This window comes from Polaromonas sp. SP1, assembly GCF_003711205.1.
Classification (GTDB): Bacteria; Pseudomonadota; Gammaproteobacteria; order Burkholderiales; family Burkholderiaceae_C; genus Polaromonas.
In genome coordinates this window covers 286,440-308,997 of record NZ_CP031013.1, presented here as the reverse complement: position 1 = coordinate 308,997, position 22,558 = coordinate 286,440, and the positions used below count along the sequence as shown (strand labels likewise).

Annotated in this window: 20 protein-coding genes; 15 read left to right on the top strand and 5 right to left on the bottom strand. The window is 64.9% G+C overall.

Translation table 11 applies throughout. The annotated features are described in order from the left end of the window. Positions 1–39: 39 nt before the first annotated feature. The 5 genes from DT070_RS01460 to alaC all read left to right on the top strand — a co-directional run bounded on the left by DT070_RS01460 (position 40) and on the right by alaC (position 4,189). Positions 40–696, top strand: coding sequence for a TylF/MycF/NovP-related O-methyltransferase (locus DT070_RS01460; protein ID WP_122953805.1), 657 nt, complete (start codon positions 40–42; stop codon positions 694–696). 78 nt (positions 697–774) lie between these two features. Beyond that, positions 775–1,467: an urea ABC transporter ATP-binding subunit UrtE gene (gene urtE / locus DT070_RS01455; protein ID WP_122957197.1), complete on the top strand. Its 693-nt coding sequence runs from the start codon at positions 775–777 to the stop codon at positions 1,465–1,467. 155 nt (positions 1,468–1,622) lie between these two features. Continuing rightward, positions 1,623–2,468, top strand: a complete 846-nt coding sequence (locus tag DT070_RS01450) for a DUF817 domain-containing protein (RefSeq protein ID WP_228778659.1) — start codon at positions 1,623–1,625, stop codon at positions 2,466–2,468. Then, positions 2,455–2,874: a DUF2809 domain-containing protein gene (locus DT070_RS01445; RefSeq protein WP_228778609.1), complete on the top strand. Its 420-nt coding sequence runs from the start codon at positions 2,455–2,457 to the stop codon at positions 2,872–2,874. The genes DT070_RS01450 and DT070_RS01445 overlap by 14 nt, the downstream gene beginning before the upstream one ends. A gap of 103 nt (positions 2,875–2,977) precedes the next feature. Continuing rightward, the gene (gene alaC / locus DT070_RS01440) at positions 2,978–4,189 is read left to right on the top strand and encodes an alanine transaminase (protein WP_122953803.1); all 1,212 of its coding nucleotides are present in this window, start codon (positions 2,978–2,980) and stop codon (positions 4,187–4,189) included. A 22-nt stretch (positions 4,190–4,211) separates the two neighbouring features. Here the strand turns inward: alaC and DT070_RS01435 are convergent, their stop codons facing one another. From DT070_RS01435 to cphA (DT070_RS01415), 5 genes are all read right to left on the bottom strand, one after another. Further along, the gene (locus DT070_RS01435; RefSeq protein ID WP_122953802.1) at positions 4,212–4,553 is read right to left on the bottom strand and encodes a hypothetical protein; all 342 of its coding nucleotides are present in this window, start codon (positions 4,551–4,553) and stop codon (positions 4,212–4,214) included. A gap of 254 nt (positions 4,554–4,807) precedes the next feature. Continuing rightward, positions 4,808–5,278 (bottom strand): hypothetical protein, encoded by a 471-nt coding sequence (locus tag DT070_RS01430; protein ID WP_122953801.1) that lies wholly within the window; start codon positions 5,276–5,278, stop codon positions 4,808–4,810. A 257-nt stretch (positions 5,279–5,535) separates the two neighbouring features. Next, positions 5,536–6,366 carry an urease accessory protein UreD gene (locus DT070_RS01425; protein ID WP_122953800.1) on the bottom strand — a complete coding sequence of 277 codons (831 nt, stop codon included), beginning with the start codon at positions 6,364–6,366 and terminating at the stop codon, positions 5,536–5,538. Between the two features lie 132 nt (positions 6,367–6,498). Then, on the bottom strand, positions 6,499–9,096 hold the full coding sequence (gene cphA, locus DT070_RS01420) for a cyanophycin synthetase (protein WP_122953799.1): 2,598 nt from the start codon (positions 9,094–9,096) through the stop codon (positions 6,499–6,501). Then, positions 9,096–11,318: a cyanophycin synthetase gene (cphA, locus tag DT070_RS01415; protein ID WP_122953798.1), complete on the bottom strand. Its 2,223-nt coding sequence runs from the start codon at positions 11,316–11,318 to the stop codon at positions 9,096–9,098. The genes cphA (DT070_RS01420) and cphA (DT070_RS01415) overlap by 1 nt, the downstream gene beginning before the upstream one ends. A 326-nt stretch (positions 11,319–11,644) precedes the next feature. On the opposite strand from cphA (DT070_RS01415), the gene DT070_RS01410 reads away from it, so the two are divergent. From DT070_RS01410 to DT070_RS01365, 10 genes are all read left to right on the top strand, one after another. Further along, the gene (locus DT070_RS01410; protein WP_122953797.1) at positions 11,645–13,984 is read left to right on the top strand and encodes an ABC transporter ATP-binding protein; all 2,340 of its coding nucleotides are present in this window, start codon (positions 11,645–11,647) and stop codon (positions 13,982–13,984) included. A gap of 14 nt (positions 13,985–13,998) precedes the next feature. Next, the gene (locus DT070_RS01405) at positions 13,999–14,490 is read left to right on the top strand and encodes a DUF1854 domain-containing protein (RefSeq protein WP_122953796.1); all 492 of its coding nucleotides are present in this window, start codon (positions 13,999–14,001) and stop codon (positions 14,488–14,490) included. 258 nt (positions 14,491–14,748) lie between these two features. After that, positions 14,749–16,845, top strand: a complete 2,097-nt coding sequence (locus DT070_RS01400; RefSeq protein WP_206074049.1) for a xanthine dehydrogenase family protein molybdopterin-binding subunit — start codon at positions 14,749–14,751, stop codon at positions 16,843–16,845. Positions 16,846–16,865: 20 nt separating this feature from the next. Next, positions 16,866–17,822, top strand: coding sequence for a dihydrodipicolinate synthase family protein (locus tag DT070_RS01395; protein WP_122953794.1), 957 nt, complete (start codon positions 16,866–16,868; stop codon positions 17,820–17,822). Between the two features lie 28 nt (positions 17,823–17,850). Next, the gene (locus DT070_RS01390) at positions 17,851–18,345 is read left to right on the top strand and encodes a (2Fe-2S)-binding protein (RefSeq protein WP_122957195.1); all 495 of its coding nucleotides are present in this window, start codon (positions 17,851–17,853) and stop codon (positions 18,343–18,345) included. Then, positions 18,342–19,178, top strand: a complete 837-nt coding sequence (locus DT070_RS01385) for a xanthine dehydrogenase family protein subunit M (RefSeq protein ID WP_122953793.1) — start codon at positions 18,342–18,344, stop codon at positions 19,176–19,178. Before DT070_RS01390 ends, DT070_RS01385 begins: the two co-directional genes overlap by 4 nt. Then, positions 19,175–19,753 carry a CoxG family protein gene (locus DT070_RS01380; protein WP_122953792.1) on the top strand — a complete coding sequence of 193 codons (579 nt, stop codon included), beginning with the start codon at positions 19,175–19,177 and terminating at the stop codon, positions 19,751–19,753. Before DT070_RS01385 ends, DT070_RS01380 begins: the two co-directional genes overlap by 4 nt. 29 nt (positions 19,754–19,782) lie before the next feature. Then, a complete protein-coding gene (locus DT070_RS01375; RefSeq protein ID WP_122953791.1) occupies positions 19,783–20,589 on the top strand; it encodes an aspartate dehydrogenase in 807 nt (268 codons plus the stop codon). 42 nt (positions 20,590–20,631) lie between these two features. Further along, positions 20,632–21,180 (top strand): 3-hydroxyanthranilate 3,4-dioxygenase, encoded by a 549-nt coding sequence (locus DT070_RS01370; protein WP_122953790.1) that lies wholly within the window; start codon positions 20,632–20,634, stop codon positions 21,178–21,180. A 165-nt stretch (positions 21,181–21,345) separates the two neighbouring features. After that, the gene (locus tag DT070_RS01365) at positions 21,346–22,515 is read left to right on the top strand and encodes an ABC transporter substrate-binding protein (RefSeq protein ID WP_194965971.1); all 1,170 of its coding nucleotides are present in this window, start codon (positions 21,346–21,348) and stop codon (positions 22,513–22,515) included. Positions 22,516–22,558 lie beyond the last annotated feature (43 nt).

The window sequence follows — 22,558 nt, the reverse complement described above, 5'->3', positions numbered from 1 at the left end:
AGCCTTCTTCCCTTGCTGCAGAGCAAAAGGCAAACCCCCATGGCGATACCTGACCAGCATCTTTACCAGCCCGTTTTTTCTCCCTGGCTAGGCGGCGGCGAATTTGGCCGCCTTTATGCGCTGGCCGCACCGAAGACGCTGGTGTCGCCCGACCGGTGTTACGTGCTCTACACGCTGCTGAGGCAGGCGGCGCACGTTGCCGGCGATGTGTGGGAGTGTGGGGTTTACAAGGGCGGCACTGCGGCGATGTTTGCCGCGTACCTGCAGGAAAAGCAGCCGGTCAAAAAACTCTACCTCTTTGACACCTTCTCCGGCATGCCCGAGACCGACCCCGAGCGGGACCTGCATGTGCAGGGGGATTTTTCGGATACCTCGCTCGAGGCGGTGGCCCGCCATGTCGGCTGCGACGCGATCTGCGATTACCGGCCGGGCCTGATTCCGCAGACCTTTGCCGGGCTTGAGGCGCACCGGATCGCCTTCCTGCATGTGGACCTGGACATCTACCGCGCCATCCTGGACACCTTGAAGTTTGCCTGGCCGCGCATGTCTTTGGGCGGAATGATTGTGTTCGACGACTACGGTTTTGCCTCTTGCCCGGGCGCGCGCGCTGCCGTCGATGAGTTCTTCGCGAACGAGCTGTGTGTTCCGCTGTGCCTGCCGACCGGCCAGGCTGTCGTGTTCAAGGGCGTGGTGTGAGCAGCACACGCGCCGGCAAGTTGCGTTAAAGCGAGTTAAAGCGAATTAAGGCGAACTAATGCCATGCAGGGAAAGACCATGCTCAACGTCAAAAACGTCAACCAGTATTACGGCGGCTCGCACATCCTGCGGGACGTGAGCCTCGAGGCGCACCTGGGCAAAGTCACGGTGCTGCTGGGCCGCAACGGCGTGGGCAAGACCACACTGCTCAAATCACTGATGGGCCTGGTGCCCATCAAGACCGGCACGATTGAGTTTGACGGCAAGGCCATCCAGGGCAACACGCCCTATGAGCGTGCCCGCGCCGGCATGGGTTTTGTTCCGCAGGGGCGCGAGATTTTTGCGCGGCTGACGGTGGAAGAGAACCTGCGCATGGGCCTGGCCTACAAGAGCGCGTCGACGCCGATCCCGGCGGAGCTGTATGAGCTGTTCCCGGTGCTCAAACAAATGCTGAACCGGCGCGGCGGCGACCTTTCGGGCGGGCAGCAACAGCAGCTGGCCATTGCACGCGCGCTGGCCGCCAAGCCCAAGCTCCTGATTCTTGACGAGCCGACCGAGGGCATCCAGCCCAGCATCATCAAGGACATCGGCCGCGTGATCCGCATGCTGGCCGACCGGGGCGACATGGCCATCCTGCTGGTGGAGCAGTACTACGACTTCGCGCAGGAGCTGGCCGACGACTACCTGGTGATGGAGCGCGGCGAGTTCATTGCGCGCGGGCAGGGCAAGGACATGGAGGCCAACGGGGTGCGGCAGCTGGTGGCGATTTAGTTTTTTTTGCTCCTTCTTCCTATGGGAGAGGGAATAAATCCCCAAGCCCGGTTCATCCGGGCTTTTTTCATGCCTGTACCGCAAACGTAGAATCGCTGCGGCCGTTGAAGCGCTTGCCGCCGGCTCTCACAATCAAAAAGAAAAGGGATATGCCGATGGCTTTGGTAGCGCTGGACAACTGGCTGATGCGGGCGGAGCCTCCTGCGAACCTGTCGGGTTTTCGCCGCTTTGTGGTGGAGTTCGGCTACTTCGGCCTCAAGGAGGCGAGGGCCTGCCTCTTTGCGGGTTTGTTTTTTGCGGCGGTGTTTCTGGTGCCGCGTGCAGGTGTTGCCGGCATCCCGCGTTATGACCTCTTGCTGCTCATTGCGCTGCTGATTCAGGGCTGGATGGTGTTGGCCAAACTGGAGACGCTGGACGAGCTGAAAGCGATCTGCCTCTTTCACCTGGTGGGGTTCGCGCTAGAGGTGTTCAAGACCTCCGGCACCATCCAGTCGTGGAGCTACCCGGACTTTGCCTATACCAAGCTGTTTGGCGTACCGCTGTTCTCGGGCTTTATGTATGCGGCCGTGGGTAGCTACATCATCCAGGCGTGGCGGCTGTTTGACCTGCGCATCCGGCACCACCCGCCTTACTGGATGGCCGGTGTGATTGCACTGCTGATCTACGGCAACTTTTTCACGCACCATTATTGGGGCGACTACCGCTGGTACATCGCCGCCTGCCTGGGCGGTTTGTACGCCAGGTCGTTCGTGATCTTCCGGCCCTATGACCGCGACCGTAACATGCCCCTGTTGCTGGCGTTTTTATTGATCGGCTTTTTTATCTGGGTGGCTGAAAACATCAGCACCTTCTTCAGCCTGTGGCATTACCCCAACCAGCTGGGCGCCTGGTCGGCCGTGCATGTGGGCAAGTGGAGTTCCTGGTCGCTGCTGGTGGTCATGACTTTCACCATCGTGGCCAACCTGAAGCATGTGAAGGCACGCATCCATGTCCCCGACTGAGGCGGCCGCGCCTCGCATGCAGCTGCGCTTTGACCGTGAGGCGGCGCTGTGGGCGCTCCTCATTTTTATTGTGGAAGTGCTGATCGCGACCGTGTGGTCGCATCACCCCTGGCTACGGGGTTTCGTTGGCGACGTATTGGCGGTGGTGTGGGTGTACTTCCTGCTCAAGACCGTGCTCAGGGCCAACGTTTATGGGCTGGCCCTGGCCGCACTCGCGGTGGGTTGCCTGGTGGAACTGGGCCAGTACGTGGCAAGCGCCAACGGCTGGCATGTCCAGAACCGGGTGCTGAAGATTGTGCTGGGTTCGGTGGCCGACTGGATGGATGTGCTGGCGTATGCCGTTGGGTTCTTGCTGGTGTTGGCGTTTGAGTTTTTCCGTGGCCGATTTCAGACACCGAGGCGGTGAGGCAGTGGCAAGCCGCCGCCCCATCGGGTAGGATGTTTTCGGGCCGGCCCCATTGCCGGCCACGTCGCTCGGACGGTTCCGGGCGCTTACGTGAAAGTCTCCTATGTCCGCCTCTTCCCCAGGCAAGCGCCGCTTTGCGCGCATTGACCGCCTCCCTCCCTACGTCTTCAACATCACGGCCGAGCTGAAACTCGCGGCGCGCCGGCGCGGCGAGGACATCATCGACATGAGCATGGGCAACCCCGACGGGGCCACGCCGGCGCACATCGTCGCCAAGCTCACCGAGGTCGCGCAGCGGCCCGACACCCACGGTTACTCAGCGAGCAAGGGCATCCCGCGGCTGCGGCGCGCCATCGCGCACTGGTACCAAAGCCGCTACCAGGTGGCGATAGACCCGGACAGCGAGGCCATTGTCACCATCGGCTCCAAAGAAGGGCTGGCCCACCTGATGCTGGCCACGCTGGACCGCGGCGATACGGTGCTGGTGCCTGACCCGAGTTACCCGATCCACATTTACGGCGCGGTGATCGCCGGGGCCGACATCCGCTCGGTGCCGCTGACGCCGGACACCGACTTTTTCGCCGAGCTGGAAAAAGCCATTCGCGGCAGCTACCCCAAACCCAAGATGATCGTGCTGGGGTTTCCGTCCAACCCGACAGCGCAGTGTGTGGAACTGGATTTTTTCGAGAAGGTGATCGCATTGGCGCGCAAGCACGACATCTTTGTGGTGCACGACCTGGCCTATGCCGACATCGTGTTTGACGGATGGAAAGCGCCTTCCATCATGCAGGTGCCGGGCGCCAAAGACATCGCGGTGGAGTTTTTCACGCTCTCCAAAAGCTACAACATGGCGGGTTGGCGCGTCGGCTTTATGGTGGGCAACCCCGACCTGGTGGCGGCGCTGGCGCGTATCAAGAGCTACCACGACTACGGCACCTTCACCCCGCTGCAGGTGGCGGCGATTGCCGCGCTCGAGGGCGACCAGCAATGTGTGAAAGACATCGCAGCGCAGTACCAGGCGCGGCGCGACGTGCTCTACAAGGGCCTGACGGAGGTGGGCTGGGCGGTGGACTGCCCCAAGGCGTCGATGTACATCTGGGCGCGCATCCCGGAGGCGTATCGCAAGCTCGGGTCGCTGGAGTTTGCCAAACAGCTGATGGAAAAAGCCAAGGTGTGCGTGTCACCGGGCATTGGTTTTGGCGACCATGGCGATGACCATGTGCGTTTTGCACTGATTGAGAACGAGGCCCGCATCCGTCAGGCGGTGCGCGGGATCAAGGCCATGTTCAAGGCCGACGGTTTGATCAAGGGCTAGAAGCCCGGACCGGAGCTTGATATCAGCTGTCGGCCGCTGAATTCTTTTTGCCGAGTTCGTGTTCGGCGCTCTGCAGCTTTTCTTCAAGTTTTTCGCGCTCGGTGACCTCCTGCGCCAGCAGTTCATTGACGTGCGCCAATTCATCCGCAGAGGCCTGGATCTGGTCTTCCAGTTCGGCCGTTTTCTCCAGCGCCATGGCGATGTCGCCTTTTTTGACAGTCACCGGGATTTCTTTTTCCAGAACGCTGTTGACCAGGTCCAGCTCTTGCGCAGAGCGCTCTACCGTGCCCTGGATGGCATCGTTCTTTTCCAGCGCGCGGACCAGCTGGGGTTTTTGCTGTGAAGGGGTTGTGTGCTTGGACATGCGTGGCCTGGGGTGCAATGGGGCTGAAGAAGACGGGAGTCCGGGAAGAAGCGGACGCCAAAGAGTCACGCGCGGGACGGCTTGTTCATCATGCGCGCCAAATCAAGGCGGTGGTTGGGCTTTACACAGCGACCAGGCGCGGCGCAGAGGCGAGAAAAGAGGACGCCCAAAAAGAAGTGGGCCGCAAGCGGCCCACCTTTGCTTCTGCTTCATCCGGTGAATTCATCAAACCCCGGCGGAGCGAGTGGCAACTGTTATTGCGGTGCGGGAATCACCACAATGTTGGAATTGGTCTGCGGCTGCACGCGCACATTGGTGGCGCCTGCGGGCATGACAACGGTTTCTACCTGGCGGATCGCGCCGCCGCCGGCCACGCTGCCGTCAGTTTTGCCGTAGCCGACGATGCGGGCTTGGCAGGCCACCAGGTCTTCACCCTGGAAGACGTCGCAGCGCTTCAACGCATTGGCAGAAAACTGGCCATCGGCGTTGTCGACCTTGCCGGCGCGCTTGGCCGCATTGGCGTTGCGCACTTCGGTCATGCAGGTTTCCTGGTCTTGCTGGGTGCGGCCGGTCAGGCAGGCATTCATTTCGCTGCGGGCACTGCCCGAAGCGTCAATGCCGGTGGTGCCGGCCGCGATCTGTGCGGTGGCGCCCAGCGAGAGCAGGGCGGCTACGCCGAAACAGGCGGCGCTTTTAACGAGGCGGAAATTGTGGGCTGAAATCATGGTCAAACTCCTTGTTCGGACTCGACGGATGTCGATGAATGGAGTCTGGACCGGGCCTTGACGCCGCCTTGAAAGGAAATGCAGCGGTCAGGCCGTGCCCCTATGCCCATTAGGGTGTAGGACAGGTCTTTCAGGTTCTCTTTGACGCTGTGAACAAAGACACGAAATCGCTGCAGAGTGTTGCAGGCCGGTTCAATTCGCCGGAAAGCGTGTTCCCGGCGATGGTTTTGTCCAGCCTTCTATGGACTATGTAGAGACTATGTAGACCAGAGCCGCGGCGTGGACGGCGCGAGCTGCCACAGCTCTTTGCGCCAGGCCTGCCACACCTGCCGCAGCAATGCCATCGCAGGCTCCACCACGGGCGACAGCACCCGCACCACGACCACTTGCGCATCCGGGCTGGTGGCGCCGGCGGTGGGACTCAAGGCGTGGGCGCCCATCACTTCACGCGCACAGTCCAGTGCGAGTTGCCTGCGGTTGCGCTCCAGCTTGCTGCCCGTCACAAAAAACAGCGACGCGATGCAGCGGTGGCCGGCCATGCCCAGCGGGCTGTTCATCAAGAGGGTGTCGCCGGCGGCGAGCTGGGCGCGCTCCAGCCACACACCGGGCACTTCAATATGTTGGCGGAAATTGCCGCTTTCAAAAGGCTGGCCGGCAGCCGGCAGGCCCAGCGCGGTGATGTCCCAGCCGATCAGCTCCGCGCCGGGCGCCAGCGTCATGGTCAGGCGGTTTTCGGCGATGCAGCCGCTGTAGCAGATGGCTTCAAGCGGCAGCCATTCCATGCGGGCGTCGGCTTCCAATGTCAGGCGCGTGTTTTGCAGGGCCGGCTCGCCGGTCGAGCGGTAAAAGCGCGTGGCGCCGGGCGTGGTGATCAGGCCGTGTGAGCCGGCGGCGGCGCTGAAAGCCAGCTCCAGCGTATCGCCGCCGACCAGCCCGCCGGGCGGGTGCACGATGACGTTGTGGCAGATCGCGTCGCCTTCGGGGTAAAGGCTTTGCAGGATGCGCAGCGGCCCGCTGTGGCGAAAGTGGGCAAGCGTCTTGCCGGCCTGGTGGGTGTAATCGAGTGCGAGGGTCGCGTTCCAGGTCATGGGGGAAGTTTAACGTGCGGCCGATGCCGTGCCCGGCGGCAGATTGCTATTAATTTGATAGCTATAGGCCCATGAATGGTATGGGCTGGAGACACTTTTTGCTTAAGAAAATTGCCCCAGCCCAAATTCCGGCTAGTGCACGGCTACCTTCTCTTTCGCTTCCTTCACCCGCGCCGCCAGGTGGTCCAGCGCTTCCTGCACCTGGTCGACCAGGATGAGGCAGAGGTCGCCGGGTTGCAGCCGCGCCAGCGCGGTGTCGATGGCCAGAAACTCGCCGCGAATCTCGTCGATGTTCTTTGTGCGGCGGGCTTTGTCCAGGCCTTGACGCAGCAGGGCCATCACTTCACCGTCGGCGCGGCCGCGCTGGGCGGCGTCCTGGTAGAGGATGACGTCGTCGAACGCGCCGCCCAGGATGATGGTCTGGTCGCGGATGTCGCTGTCGCGGCGGTCGCCGGCGCCGCTGATCACCACGCTGCGGCGCTGGCCGGGCGTGGCGGGCATGGCGTCAACGGCCGCCACCAGCGCGCGCATGGCGTCGGGGTTGTGGCCGTAGTCGGCGATCACGGTGGCGCCCTTGTAGTCCATGACGTTGAAGCGCCCGGGCGCGTTGTGTGCGTCGGTCACAAAGCTGGAAAGGCCGCGCTTGATGGTGTCCCAGTTCAGGCCGGCGCCCCAGGCGGCGGCGACGGCGGCCATGACGTTTTCAACCTGGAAGCTGATGGTGCCGCCGCGCGTGACGGGCACGCCCTGCAGCGGGATGCGCTCGACCCAGGCGCCTTCGGCGGCGACAAGATTGGCGCCGTCGACATACACCGTGCGCTTGCCTTGCGCGCGGTGCGTGGCCATGAGCGGGTGGTGCCGGTCGGCGGCGAAAAAGATGATCTTGCCCGGGCAGGTGGCGGCCATGTCGGCGACGATGGGGTCGGCGGCATTGAGCACGGCGTAGCCGGTGGTCGAGACGTTCTGCACGATCACGCGTTTGAGCACGGCCAGGTCTTCCACCGTGGTGATGTAGTTCAGGCCCAGGTGGTCGCCGCTGCCGATGTTGGTGACGACGGCGACTTCGCAGCGGTCAAAGCCCAGGCCTTCGCGCAGCACGCCGCCGCGGGCGATCTCGAATACGGCCGCATCGACGTCGGGGTGCATCAGCACGTTGCGCGCGCTCTTGGGGCCGCTGCAGTCGCCGCTGTCGGTCTGCCGGCCGTTGATGTAGACGCCGTCGGTGTTGGTCATGCCGGTGCGCAGGCCGTCGGCGGCCATCAGGTGGGCGATGAGGCGGGTGGTGGTGGTCTTGCCGTTGGTGCCGGTCACGGCGATCACCGGCACGCGGCCGTTGTCGCCGGGGGCAAAGAGCTCGTCGATCATGGCCACGCCCACGGCGCGGCCCTTGCCGTAGGAAGGCGACAGGTGCATGCGCAGGCCGGGTGCGGCGTTGACTTCAACCACGCCGCCGCTTTGCGATTCGAGCGGGCGCAGCATGCTTTCGCACACCACGTCGACACCGCAGATGTGCAGGCCGACCATCTGCGCCGCGGCCACGGCGCGCGCGGCCACGGCCGGGTGCACGTCGTCGGTCACGTCGGTGGCGGTGCCGCCGGTGCTGAGGTTGGCGTTGTTGCGCAGGATGACGCGCCGGCCCTTGGCGGGAATGGAGTCGGGCGTCAACTCTTGCACTTCCAGGCGCGCCACGGCAATCTCGTCAAAGCGGATCTTGGTGAGCGAGGTGGCGTGGCCTTCGCCGCGTTTGGGGTCCTGGTTGACGATGTCGACCAGCTCGCGCACGGTGTGCAGGCCGTCGCCCACCACCTGCGGCGGCTCGCGCCGCGAGGCGGCCACCAGCTTGTTGCCCACCACCAGCAGGCGGAAGTCGCTGCCAGGCAGGAATTTCTCGACCATGACCTGGCCGTATTCGGCGGCGGCCTTGTAGGCAATATCCAGGTGCTCACGCGTCAGGATATTGACGGTAACGCCCTTGCCCTGGTTGCCGTCCAGCGGCTTCACAACGGCGGGCAAGCCCACTTCAAGGGCCGCGGCCCAGGCATCGTCGGGGTCTGCTACCGGCCGACCCAGCGGCACCGGCACGCCGGCGGCGCGCAGCAGTTTTTTGGTGAGGTCCTTGTCTTGCGCGATGGACTCGGCCACGGCACTGGTGGCGTCCAGTTCGGCGGCCTGGATGCGGCGCTGCTTCGAACCCCAGCCGAACTGCACCATGCTGCCTTTGGTCAGGCGTCGGTACGGAATGCCGCGCGCCACGGCGGCGTCGACAATCGCGCCGGTGCTGGGGCCCAGGCGCTCGTCTTCGTCGAGGTCGCGCAACTGGGCAATCGCAGCGTCCAGGTCAAACGCGGTGTCGCGCAAGGCGGCGTGGATCAATGCCTGTGCCAGTTCAAAGGCCAGCCGGCCGACGGTTTCTTCGCTGTACTCAACCACCACCTGGTAGGTGCCGGCCTCGACAGTGGAGGCGGTGTGGCTGAAGGTGATGGGGCAGCCGGCGGCGGTTTGCAGCGCCAGCGCGGCGGCTTCCAGCACATGGGCCAAGGAGACGGGGCCGGCGTGGCCGGTCTGGCGGAAGCGGCCCATCTCGGGAAAGAGCGAGCGCACGCGTGGCTCGAAGCCGGGCAGGCCGGCGATGTCGCATTCGGCTGCGGTGCAGGCCACGATGGCTTCAAGCGCCGTGTGGCGGCTCCAGAGGTTGGGGCCGCGCAGCGCGCGGATACGGGACACTTCCATTACTCGGCACTCCCTGCGTTCTTGGGGGTGGTTTCAAAGGCTTCCATGCCGGCGCCTATCAAATTGAGCGGTATGCCCAGCGCCCAGGCGGCGCCCACGGCGGCCAGCAGCGCGTCTTCGCTCAGGCCGCGGCGCTCACGCCAGGCGGCGAGCTTGCCCAGGCCGGGCAGAAAAGCCTCGCTCGCGCCGGTGGCCAGCACCACCTGGTTTTGTCTTATATAGAGGGCGCGGCCGCCCTTGGCGCAATGCGCGGCGATGGCGGAGGTTTTGGGGTTGGTGCTGTAGAAGATCACTTCGCCGTCGCAAAGCGCTTCCATTTCCACAATGCGTGCGTCGCCGGCGTTGAGCACCGCGGCGCCGCCGGGCAGCACCACATCGACCTGCGAGCGCATGACCTTGTACATCTGGTCGTCTTCGGTGATGTCGAATTCGGCCAGCCCGGCCGTGCCGCCCAGGTCGGTGACCACACCCACCTGGCATTTGTCGTAAGGCAGGCCGGTGCGCAAGATGGTCTCGGCGCCGCTTTGAAACACTGCAGCCTGCACGGCGCGGTTGATCAGCAGGCGCTGGCCGGCTTCCCAGGTGGTGCAATCGGCCGCATCCACGCAGCGCTGGTCCAGAAAAAGGCCAGCCTGGCAGGCCAGGCCGGTGTGCCGCCCCGACAGGTGCAGCAGCCAGGCCACCAGGCGCGCCACGCGCTCGTTGCCGGCAGAGCCGGCAATGCCGACGATGGGGATGCGGCCGTCATGCGGGTGGTCCGCGTCGCCGGTATGGGCGGTGTTGGGAAAGAGGTGGTCGCAGATGGCGCGGCCCACGGGGCGCGGTGAGCCTTCAGCGGGTTTGAGGTGCATCAGCAGGCCGGGGCCGGCGTTGACTTCCACAATCGCGCCGCCCTGTTCGTGCAGCGGGCGCGAGATGTCTTGCGCCACCACGTCGACACCGGCGATGTCCAGGCCCACGACGCGCGCGGCCAGCGACACGATGTGGTCCACCTCGGGGTGGACTTCGTCGGTGCAGTCAATCGCGACATTGCCGTTGCGCTGGATCAGCACTTCGCGCCCGGCGGCCGGCACCGCGTCGGGGCTCAGGCCCTGGCGCTGCAAATCGAGCACCACGGCGCCGTCTTCGGCGGTTTCGATGCGGCCCAGCGGAAAGTCTTCGCCGTCGCCGCGGCGCGGGTCGGTGTTGAGCTGTGCGTCGACCAGCTGGGTGACGGTGGAGACGCCGTCGCCGGTCACGCAGGCGGTTTCGCCGCGTGCAGCCGCCACCACTTTGCCGCCCACCACCAGCAGGCGGTGTTCGTGGCCGCGCACAAAGCGCTCGACCATGACCTCGCTGCCGTGCCGGGCCGCCATCTCAAATGCGGCTTGCACTTCTTCCCGGGTGTTGAGGTCCAGCGAAACGCCGCGGCCATGGTTGCCGTCAGAGGGTTTCACGACCACCGGCAGGCCGATGTCTTCGGCCGCTTCCCAGGCTTCTTCTACCGTGTTCACGATTTCGCCCTCGGGCACCGGCACGCCGCAGGTCACCAGCAGGCTTTTGGTCAGGTCCTTGTCGTGGGCGATGCCTTCGGCAATCGCGCTGGTGAGGTCGGTTTCGGCCGTCCAGATGCGGCGCTGGCTGGCGCCGTAACCCAGCTGCACCAGGTTGCCGTCGTTCAGGCGGATGTGCGGGATGCGGCGGTCGGTCGCTGCGGCCACGATGGACGCCGTGCTGGGGCCGAGGTAGCAGTCGTCGATTTTGGCCCTGATTTTTTCCACCGAAGCCTGCACATCGGCCGGGCCATAAGGCGTGCCGTTGATCGCGGCCATCAACAGCCGGTGGCCCTCGGCCAGCGCGGTGCGGGCGACCTGTTCGTCGCGCGCACGGAACACCATGCGGTAAACGCCGCGCTTGGTGGTGCTGCGCGTCTGGCCGAAGCCGGTGGGCATGTCCGAGAGGTTCAGCAGCTCGATCACCACGTGCTCCAGCACATGGCCCGACCAGGTGCCTTCCAGCAGGCGCTGGATAAAACCGCCGCGCTCGCCCACGCCGCAGTGGTGCTCGACCAGGGCCGGCAGCAGGGCGACCAGGCGGTCGTTGAAGCCGGGCAGAAGGTTGGAGGGAAAGTCTTCGAGCTTGCCGAGGTCCAGCCAGACCTCAAGCACGGCCCGGTAAGTCCAGATATTGGGACCGCGCAGGTAATTGATGCGCAGCAGCTTGATGTCGTCCTGTAGGCTCATTGTTCGCAACATGGTCGGCAGGGCATGCGGCTGCACCCGTCGGTGCAAGGCCTGGTTCCCCGCCGAAATTTCAGTGTGGGGCCTGTAACGGCTCCGGTGGATCCCCGTTGTGTCTCGTTATGTATTTGTTCTTATTGCGAACGTGCTGGCCGCGCAGGGGGGGCCGATACCGCCGGTTTCGCCAATTTCAGGGTCGAAAGGTCAAACTCTGTCGTTCCTGGCCGCATTCAGCGAAAATCCCCTGTTCGGGCTCCCCACGCGCGACGACCAAGACTTGCGAAAACCCAGCCGCGCCAGATATGGGACGCCAGGAATTCACCAACACAATGCAACACAAACACCCGGCAGACGATTTCAGCCTTACCGACCCCGCTTTGGAGGGGCTTCGCTCACAACTTGTAACCGAAGAGAACGTTCTATGTACTCTTACGGTTGACCTACATGGCCAACTTCGTTTTGCCGAGGGGTTGATCGCCCTGACCGACCGCCAGCTGCTGGCCCGTGACCCTGCAGGCCAATGGACCCGCTGGCCGACGGTAGACCTGGCCGGCGCCCCGCTGGCGGGGCTTTCCCTGCGCCATTTCGACCACGCCGGCGTCGGCACGCTGGAGCTGCACGAGGGCGGCCGGCGGCTGGCCAGCTGGCGGTTTACCCTGGGCGCCAATGTCCAGGCGCTGCGCTTGGTGCGGCTTTTCGCCCAGCAGCGAGCCCAAGGCGGGGCCGAGGCGCCGGCCCTGGACGACACGGCGCTGTGCCCCGAATGCGACCTGCCGCTGCCGCCCGACAGCGAGGAATGCCCGGCCTGCGCCCGCGAGCTGCACACCCCGCCGTCCACCTGGGTGCTGCTGCGCCTTTGGCGCTTTGCCCAGCCCTACCGCTTCCAGCTGCTGGCCGGCTTTTTGCTGACTTTGGCGTCCACCGCCGCCACCCTGGTGCCCCCTTACCTGACCATCCCGCTGATGGACGACATCCTCATCCCCTTCCAGAACGGCCAGCAGATCGAGCCCTGGAAGGTCGGCGCGCTGCTGGGCGGCCTGCTGGCGGCCGCGGTGTTGGGCTGGGCGCTGAACTGGGCGCGCACTTACCTGCTGGCCCTGGTGTCTGAACGCATAGGCGCCGACCTGCGCACCGCCACGTTTGACCACCTGCTGGAGCTTTCGCTGGACTACTTCGGCGGCAAGCGCACCGGCGACCTGATGTCACGCATCGGCTCCGAAACCGACCGCATCTGCGTGTTTTTGTCGCTGCACGCGCTGGATTTCGCCACCGACGTGCTGATGATCGTGATGACCGCCGTCATCCTGTTTTCCATCAACCCCTGGCTGGCCGTGGTGACCTTGCTGCCGCTGCCCTTCATCGCCTGGATGATCCACGTGGTGCGCGACAAGCTGCGCACCGGCTTTGAAAAGATCGACCGCGTCTGGTCGGACGTGACCAACGTGCTGGCCGACACCATTCCCGGCATCCGCGTGGTCAAGGCTTTCGCCCAGGAAAAGCGCGAAGCCCAGCGTTTCCGCGAAGTCAACCAGTACAACCTGGCCGTCAACGACAAGCTGAACAAGACCTGGTCGCTGTTCACGCCCACCGTCTCGCTGCTGACGGAAGTCGGCCTGCTGGTGGTCTGGGCCTTCGGCATCTGGCTGGTGTCGCGCCAGCAGATCACCGTCGGTGTGCTGACGGCGTTCATCGCCTACATCGGCCGCTTCTACGGCCGGCTGGATTCGATGAGCCGCATCGTCTCCGTCACGCAAAAGGCCGCCGCCGGCGCCAAGCGCATTTTCGACATCCTGGACCACGTCTCCAACGTGCCCGAAACCGCCAACCCGGTGAAGATCACGGCGCTCGAGGGCCGCATCGACATGAAGAACCTGGGCTTTCGCTATGGCAACCGTTCTGTCATCCGCGGGCTGGATTTGCAAATCCGCCCCGGCGAGATGATCGGCCTGGTGGGCCACAGCGGCTCGGGCAAAAGCACGCTGGTCAACCTGATCTGCCGCTTTTACGACGTGAGCGACGGCTCCATCAGCGTGGACGGCACCGACATCCGCCGCTTTGGCGTGGCCGACTACCGCCGCAACATCGGCCTGGTGCTGCAGGAGCCCTTTCTTTTCTTCGGCACGATTGCCGAAAACATCGCCTATGGCAAGCCCGGCGCCACGCGGGCCGAGATCGTCGCGGCTGCGCGTGCGGCCCATGCGCATGAGTTCATCCTGCGCCTGCCGCAGGGCTACGACTCGCTGGTGGGCGAGCGCGGCCAGGGCCTCTCAGGCGGCGAGCGCCAGCGCATTTCGATTGCGCGCGCGCTGCTGATCGACCCGCGCATCCTGATCCTGGACGAAGCCACGTCGTCGGTCGACACCGAGACCGAAAAAGAAATCCAGCGCGCCCTCGACAACCTGGTGCAGGGCCGCACCACGATTGCGATCGCCCACCGCCTTTCCACCCTGCGCAAGGCCGACCGCCTGGTCGTGATGGACCGCGGCCAGGTGGTGGAAGTGGGCCCGCATGACGAACTCATGGCCAAGCAGGGCGCGTACTGGCGGCTCTATGAAGCGCAGGCGCGCCAGGTCGACAACGAAGAGGGCGGCCAGGAAGCCGAAGAGCGCCGCATCGCGCTGGCCACCTCGCAGCTGGCCCATGCTGCCCAGCACGTCAATAACGCATGAGCGCAGGATCTGACATGACTTCCTCCACTTCCTTCACTTCTTCCTCTGCACTCCAGCTGGCGCGCGACGCCTCGGGCCACCTGGTCTTTACCGACGCGGCGGGCCAGGTGCACGCCGGCGTGGTGCCTGTGCGGGCCTTTCCCCTGGCCGCACCCGACGAAGGCATTTCGCTCGTCAACACCGAAGGCCATGAAGTCGCCTGGATAGACCAGCTGCAGGCCGTGCCTGAGGCAGCGCGAACGCTGCTGCAGGAAGAGCTTGCCCTGCGCGACTTTGTGCCTGAAGTCACGCGTCTCAAAAGCGTCTCCAGTTTCGGCACGCCCAGCGTCTGGACGGTAGAGACCGACCGCGGCGACACCTCTTTCATCCTGCGGGGCGAAGAAGACATCCGCCGCCTCGGCCGCGTCGGCCTGCTGATCGCCGGCAGCCAGGGCGTGCAGTACAGCGTGCGCGACATGACCGCGCTGGACCGCGCTTCACGGCGGTTGCTGGAGCGGTTTCTTTAAGGCTGCGCTTCCGTCAATCCTGGTTTGCTATTGATTTGATAGCTATAAGCCAAGGCTTTGCCTGGGCTAGAGGCCGATTTTGTTCATAAATCCTGCCTGAGCAGTTCTGGCGCCAGGGCGAGCTGGCGCTCCCGTCCCGCTGCGCACTCTCAAGGAAAGCTGAAGAATCCTTCAATAAAAGTCGCTTGTTGCCGGGGCGGGCCAAGGCTCTAATTTGCCTTGCCCATGAACTCCCACCCCGAACCGCCCGCATCCCCCATGAGCGCCAGAGCCGACGGCCTGGCCCGCGTGGAAGACCGCCGTTTGTTGACGGGGCGCGGCCAGTACGTGCACGACCTGCGTCAGCCCGGCATGCTGCATGCGGTGTTTGTGCGCAGCACCCACGGCCGGGCGCGGCTCATTGCCGTTGATCTGCAGGCTGCCCAAGACAGCGAAGGCGTCGTCGCGGTCATCGGCCCCGATGCGCTGGCCGGCCGCTTCATGCCGCCCATCAACGAGCTGGTGTCCGGCATGCAGTTGCCCAACTGCCCGCTGCTGGCCCAGGGCCGGGTGGATTCTGTGGGCCAGCCCATCGCGCTGGTGGTGGCGACCAGCCTTCAGGCGGCGCAAGACGCGGCCGAGCTGGTGTTTGTGGATTACGACGCTGAAGCGGCGCAAGGCGACATGGCGCCCGGTGCGCCGCCGCTGGGCAAGGTGCGGCATCAGACCAGCGGCGCCGCGCCAGCCAACGTCTCACACCGCGTGCGTGTGTCGCACCAGCAGCCGCGCGTGATTGCCATGTCGCTGGAGCCGCGCGCCGCGCTGGCCCACTGGGACGCGGCCGGCGGCACGCTGACGGCCTGGCTGGGCACACAGGCGCCTTCACGCGCACGCGCCGACATCGCCCGCACGCTGGATGTGCCGCTGGCGCAAGTGCGTGTGATCGCGCCCGACATCGGCGGTGCGTTCGGTGCCAAGGCGTCGGTCTCGCCTGAGGACCTGGTCATCGCTTTTGCGGCGCGCCAGCTGAAGGCCGCGATCAAGTGGACCTCCTCGCGCTCCGAAGAATTCATGTCTGCCGCGCAGGGCCGCGGTGCGAAGCTGGAAGGCGAACTCTCGCTGGACGCGCAAGGCCGCTTCCTGCATCTGGAAGCGCGCCTGCAATTCCCGATGGGTGCCTGGCTGCCCTACAGCGCTGTGGTGCCGGCCCGCAATGCGGCGCGCATCCTGCCGGGGCCTTACCGCGTCGCCGCTGTCGACATCGCCGCCGAGGCGGGCATGTCGAATGCGGCGGCCGTCAATATTTACCGCGGCGCCGGCCGCCCTGAAGCGGCGCTGCTGATGGAGCGCCTGGTTGAGATGGCTGCGCGCAGCGCCGGCATGGATCCGGTTGAACTGCGCCTGCGTAATTTGGTGGAGGTAGAGGCCATGCCCTACGCCACACCGACGGGAGAGCGTTTTGATGCGGGCGACTACCGCCTGGCCCTGCAAAAAGCCTGCGCACGTTTTGACTACGCAGGCGAGCGGCAATTGCAAACGCAGCGCCGCGCAGCCGGTGAACTGGTCGGCATCGGCATCGCGATCTATGTCGAGCCCTGCGGCCAGGGCTGGGAAAGCGCCCGCGTCACCTTGCACGCCGACGGCCGGGTGCATGTGGCCAGCGGCTCCGCCGCACAAGGCCAGGGCCACGAGACGAGTTACGCGGTGATTGCCGCCGAGGTGCTGGGCTGCGAAGCTGCGCAGGTGAGCGTGGACCACGGCGACACTGCCACCTCCCCCGAAGGCGTGGGCGCACTGGCCAGCCGCAGCATGGCGATAGGCGGCAGCGCCGTCGCCGAGGCTGCGCGCATGGCGGCCGCGCGGCGCGATGCCGGCGAGGCACTGCCGATCACGGCCGGGACGGTGTACACCGCGCCCAGCGAAGGCTGGAGCTACGGCTGCGTCATCGCCCGCATGGCGATTGATCGTGACACCGGCCAGCCGTGCATCGAGCGCCTGGTCTGGGTGGACGACGCGGGCCGCATCATCTCGCCGCAGCTGGCGGAAGGCCAGCTGCTGGGCGGCCTGGCGCAAGGCCTGGGCCAGGCCATGCTGGAGCGCATCGTTTACGACAGCGAAGGCCAGCTGCTGACCGGCTCGCTCATGGACTACGCCGTGCCGCGCGCCGACGACATGCCGCCCATCGAACTCGAAAGCCTGGCCTTCACGACCCAGGCCAACCTGCTGGGCGCCAAGGGTGTGGGCGAAGCCGGTTGCATCGGCGTGCCGGCGGCGCTGCTCAATGCTGCGGCCGATGCGCTTTCACCGCTGGGTGAGCGCTCCCTCGATTTCCCCCTGACGGCCGAACGCCTCTGGCGGGCCATGCAACCCACCTGAATTTTTTTGAAAAGCAAACCATGAAATACAAAAAATACGAAGCCAAAGAGTACGCCCGCGAAAACTTTCGCGGCGTCTGGGCCGCCACGGCCACACCCTTCAAGGAAGACCTGTCGCTGGACGAAGACGGCTTTCGCAAAAACATGCGGCACTGGGCGCAAACGCTCAAGCTCGGCGGCCTGTTTGTCAACGGCAAGCAGGGCGAGTTTTTCTCGATGTCGGTGCCCGAGCGCAAGCGCACCTTTGAGCTGGCGGTCGAAGGCGCTTTCGGCCATTGCGGCGTGGTGACATCCTGCTCAGACACCAACCTCGACGTCGTGCTGGACCTGGCCCGCCATTCGCAAAACATCGGCGCCGATTACATCGTGGTGCACAGCCCGGTGCTGCACTTTCACCACAATGCCGAAGCCACCGTGTACGAGTACTACCGCCACCTGAGCGAGCAGCTCGACATCGGCATTGCGCTGTGGAACCACCCGGACTGCGGCTACATCATGAGCCCCGAACTCTGCGCCCGCATCGCCGAGCTGCCCAACATCGTCGCGATGAAGTACAGCGTGGACCGCGCCATGTACACCAGGCTCACCGAGCTGGCCGGCGACAGGATTCTTGTCAGCACCGCGTCTGAAGAAGAGTGGCTGGACAACATCATCGACCTGGGCTGGCGCCTGTACCTCTGCTCGACGCCACCCTTCCTGCTGCAGACCGCAGTGGACCAGCGCATCAACGAGTACACCCGCCTGGCTTTTGAAGGCAAGCACGCCGAGGCACGCGTGGTGCGCGACAGCCTGGAGCCGGCGCGCGCGGCCTTCCGCTCGGCCCGCCCCAGCGGCACGCCGCAGGCCTATACCAAGTACTGGATGGAACTGCTCGGCCAGGTCGGTGGCCCGGTTCGCCGCCCGCTGCTGAACCTGACCGAAGCCGAGAAGGCCGCCACACGCGACGCGCTGGCGCGCAGCGGCTTGCGTCTCTCCTGAATCGGTACATATGACAGAACGCAGCGCCATGGTGATTCCCATCCGGCTCGAGGTCAACGGCAAGCCTGCCGAGGCGCAGCTTGCGCCGTCTACCTTGCTGGTGGACTTCCTGCGGGAAGACCTGGGCCTGACCGGCACGCACCAGGGCTGCGACACGGCCCAGTGCGGCGCCTGCACGGTGCTGGTCAATGGTGCGGCCGCCAAGTCCTGCAACCTGCTGGTGGCGCAGGTCAATGGTTCGCAGATTCTGACGATTGAAGGCCTGCAGCCCGGCGATGGCCCGCTGCATCCAATGCAGCAGGCCTTTGGCAAACACCATGGCTTGCAGTGCGGCTACTGCACGCCCGGCATGGTGATGCGCGGCGTGGCCATGGCGGCTGAAGGTGTGCCTGCCGAACCTGAGGCCGTGCGCTGTGCGCTGTCGGGCAACCTGTGCCGCTGCACCGGTTACCGCGGCATCGTGGATGCGGTGTGCGAAGGCCTGCAGCAGATGCGGGCGCAAACCCAAGAGGTTTCTCCGTGAACTCGTTTGACTACCGCCGCCCGCGCAATGTGGCCGAAGCCATTGGCTGGCTGCGTGAGGACCCCGAAGCCAAGCTGCTGGCGGGCGGGCAAAGCCTGCTGGCCGCGATGAAACTGCGCTTTGCCGCGCCCACGCTGCTGATTGATCTGCAGGGCTTGCCTGAATTGACGGATTTGCGCGAAGAAAAGGGCGGGCTCTGGATAGGCGCCATGTGCACGCACGCCAGCGTGGCGGCTTCACTGCTGGTGCGCCGCATCGCGCCCATGCTGGCGGGTCTGGCCCACGGCATCGGCGACCAGCAGGTGCGCAACCGCGGCACGCTGGGCGGTTCCATCTCCAACGCTGATCCGGCCGCCTGCTGGCCCGCCGGCGTGATGGCGCTGAACGGCACGGTCTGCACCGACAGGCGCGAGATCGCGGCGGATGATTTTTTTGGCGGCCTCTTCACCACCGCGCTGGAACCCGACGAGATTGTTTGCGGTGTGCGCTTTCCGCGTGTGACGCAAGCGCATTACCTCAAGTTTGAACAACCGGCTTCGCGCTTTGCCCTGGCAGGCGTGGCGGTGGCCCGTGTTGCCGAAGGTGTGCGTGTCGCGGTCACCGGCCTGGGCTCGGGCATCTGGCGCTGGGAAGCGGCCGAGCTGGCGCTCAACCGTTCTTTTGCACCGCAGGCGCTTGAAGGCCTGGCCGTCGATCCGGAACTCGCCTCGGGGGACATCCACGCCTCCGCTGAATACCGTGCCCACCTGGCCGCCGTGCTGACGCGGCGCGCGGTGCAGCATCTTATTGATACGGCTGCCGCTGCCGCGGCGCCCCAACCTGTGACCCCATGAACTACCAAGGCTCCCAATTACTTCCCCATCCTGCCGAACGTGTCTGGCAGGCCTTGCTGGACCCGGCGGTTTTGCGCCAGTGCATCGCCGGCTGCGAAACCTTTGAGCGGGTGGGGGATGACGACTACAAATGCACGGTCAAGATCGTGATCGGCCCGGTGTCGGCACGCTTTAACAGCACCGTCACGCTGGCCGATGTGACACCCCCCACCAGCTGCACGCTGAAGTTTGCCGGGCAGGGCGGCGTGGCCGGTTTTGGCAAGGGCGAGGCGCGTGTGGTGCTGACACCCGAAGGTGAAGGCACGCGGCTGGACTGGAATGCCGATGCCCATGTGGGCGGGCGGCTGGCGCAGATCGGCTCGCGCCTGATTGATGCCAGCGTCAAAAAAATGAGTGCCGACTTTTTTGAACGCTTTGCGGCGCAGCTGAACGCCCCGGCGGTGGAGGCGGGCGCGGAAGTTGCCCCGGCCACTGCAGAGCCTTCACCCAAAGCGGCAAAGATATCCCTCAGAACCGTGCGCATTGCGATTGCGGCGGTGCTGGCGGCGGCGATGGCCTGGTGGCTGAGCCGCTGAGCTTTGCAAGAAAAAGAACGAGGTCACCCATGACACAGGCAATTGCATTGATTGGCTACGGCGCGATTGGCAGGGCGGTTCACCGCCTGCTGCTGACCCACGGCGCGGGGCAGGCAGAAGTGGTTGCCGTCCTCGCGCGTGACCGCGCACGTTTGCTGGAGCAATCGCCGGAGGTCGAATCCCTGCTGGTAGACAGCCACGCGGAACTGGTCGCACGCCGCCCGGTGCTGGTGGTGGAATGCGCCGGCCACCAGGCGGTGGACGACCATGCCGTTGCTACATTCAAGGCCGGCACTGACTTGCTGCTGGTCTCGGTCGGCGCGCTGGCCGAAGCGGCGCGTGAGCAATCGCTGGTGGCGGCCGCCCGCGCCGCCGGCAGGCGCCTCATCCTGCCCAGCGGCGCGATTTGCGGCATTGACTGGCTGGCCGCCGCGCGCACGGCGGGCCTGGCCCGCGTGACCTACCGCTCGCGCAAGCCGCCGCAGGCCTGGGCCGGCAGTGCGGCCGAGCAACAGGTCGACCTGGCGTCACTGACAACGGCCACCACGTTTTTCCGCGGCTCGGCGCGCGAGGCGGCCCTGATGTACCCGCGCAATGCCAATGTGGCCGCCACCGTGGCGCTGGCCACACTGGGTTTTGACCGCACGCAGGTCGAGCTGATGGCCGACCCAGGCGCCGAAGGCAATGTGCACGAAATCGAAGCCGAGGGCGAAGGCGGCAGCATGGCCACACGCCTGGTGGGCCGGCCCGACCCGGACAACCCGCGCACCTCGGTGATGACGGCGCACAGTGTGGTGCGCTGCATCCTCAACCAGACCGCCACCGTGCTGTTGTGAACCAGAATCCAGACAGACCCCGATAAAACAAGGAGCCAAGCCATGTTGAAGCCGATCAATTTCCCCAAGTGGATAGAAGAGCACCGCCATTTGCTGAAGCCCCCCGTGGGCAACCAGCAGATCTGGCGCGACACCGACCTCATCGTCACGGTGGTGGGCGGGCCCAACCAGCGCACCGACTTTCATGACGATCCGTTCGAAGAGTATTTCCACCAGTTCAAGGGCAGCGCCCATCTGCTGATTGCCGACCGCGGCAAGTTCGAGCGTGTCGACCTGCATGAGGGCGATGTGTTTTTGCTGCCGGCCCACGTGCGCCACTCGCCGCAGCGCCCCGACCCGGAGAGCCTGTGCACCGTGATCGAGCGCACCCGCCCGGCCGGCACCATTGACGCCTTTGAATGGTATTGCGCCCAATGCGGCGGTTTGGTGCATCGCAGCGAGTTGCAGCTGCAAAGCATCGTGGAAGACCTGCCCAGGGTCTACGGCAATTTCTACGAGTCGGCACCGAAGTTGCGTACCTGCCCCTCGTGCGGAACCGTCCACCCCGGGCGCGACTGGCAGGCCTGGCATGCGATGCGTGCAGCGGGCTAGGGCCTGGATGGGCGCGGGTTTTGGGGTATTGACGTCATTAAGTTTATATCTAAACTAATTAGGCATGAATTATGCGTCCTGATTTTGCATCCGGTGTGAGTCCTGGTTTTTGGTGACGGGTCCATTGAGTCCATTTAGTGCATTTAACTAGCAAGGAAGGTTTTTATGAAACTCAAGTTGAACAACATGGTGGTGGTGCTCGGTCTGGCGGCGTGCAGCCTTGCAGCCCAGGCGCAAGCGGTCAAGATCGGCTTTCTGGGAACCCTGTCGGGCCCGGCAGGCGCACTCGGGCAAGACCAGTACGACGCTTTCATGCTCGGCGTGGAGCACATGGGCGGCAAGCTCGGCGGCGCCACGGTGCAGGTCATCAAGGAAGACGACCAGCTCAAGCCCGACCTGGGCGTGCAGATGGCGCAGAAGCTGATTGAAAAAGACAAGGTCAACATCATCACCGGCGTGACTTTCTCCAACGTGATGATGGCCGTGCACAAACCCATCACCGACGCCGGTGTGCTGCTGGTCGGCTCCAACGCCGGCCCCACGCCGCTGACGGGCAAGGGCTGCAGCCCGATGTTCTTCTCGACCTCCTGGAACAACGACTCGCTGCACGAGTCCATGGGCCAGTACGCCAACGATGCCGGCTACAAGAAGGTCTACCTGCTCGCGCCCAACTACCAGGCCGGCAAGGACGCGATCTCAGGCTTCAAACGCTTCTTCAAGGGCCAGGTGCTCGACGAGGTCTACACCCAGGTCAACCAGCCCGACTACTCCGCTGAAATTGCCCAGTTGCAGGCCGCCAAGCCCGACGCGATTTACGTCTTCTACCCAGGCGGCATGGGCGTGAACTTCGTCAAGCAGTACCAGCAGGCCGGTTTGCTGGGCAAGGTGCCGCTGCTGTCTACCTCGACGGTGGACGGCACGACCCTGCCGGCGCTGAAAGACATCGCGCTGGGCGTGGTGACAGGCTCGCCTTACAGCCCTGATATCGACAACCCGCAAAACAAGAAGTTTGTGGAAGACTTCAAGAAGAAGTACAACCGCTCGCCATCGCTGTATGCGGCGCAGAGCTACGACGCCGCCATGCTGATCAACGCCGCGCTGGCCAAGACCGGCGGCAAGGCCGACAACAAGGACGCACTGCGCGCCGCGCTGAAAACGGCCGAGTTCAAGTCGGTGGCCGGGCCTTTCAAGTTCAACACCAACCAGTTCCCGATCCGCAACTTCTACCGGGTTGACGTGGCCAAGGACGCTTCGGGCCAGGCGGCCTTCGTGAACAAGGGCGTGGTGCTGAAAGACCATGCCGATGCCTACTACAAAGAATGCGCGATGAAGTAAAGGCTTGAATGCCCAGGGGCCTGGCCGGTTTCGCCGTCCAGGC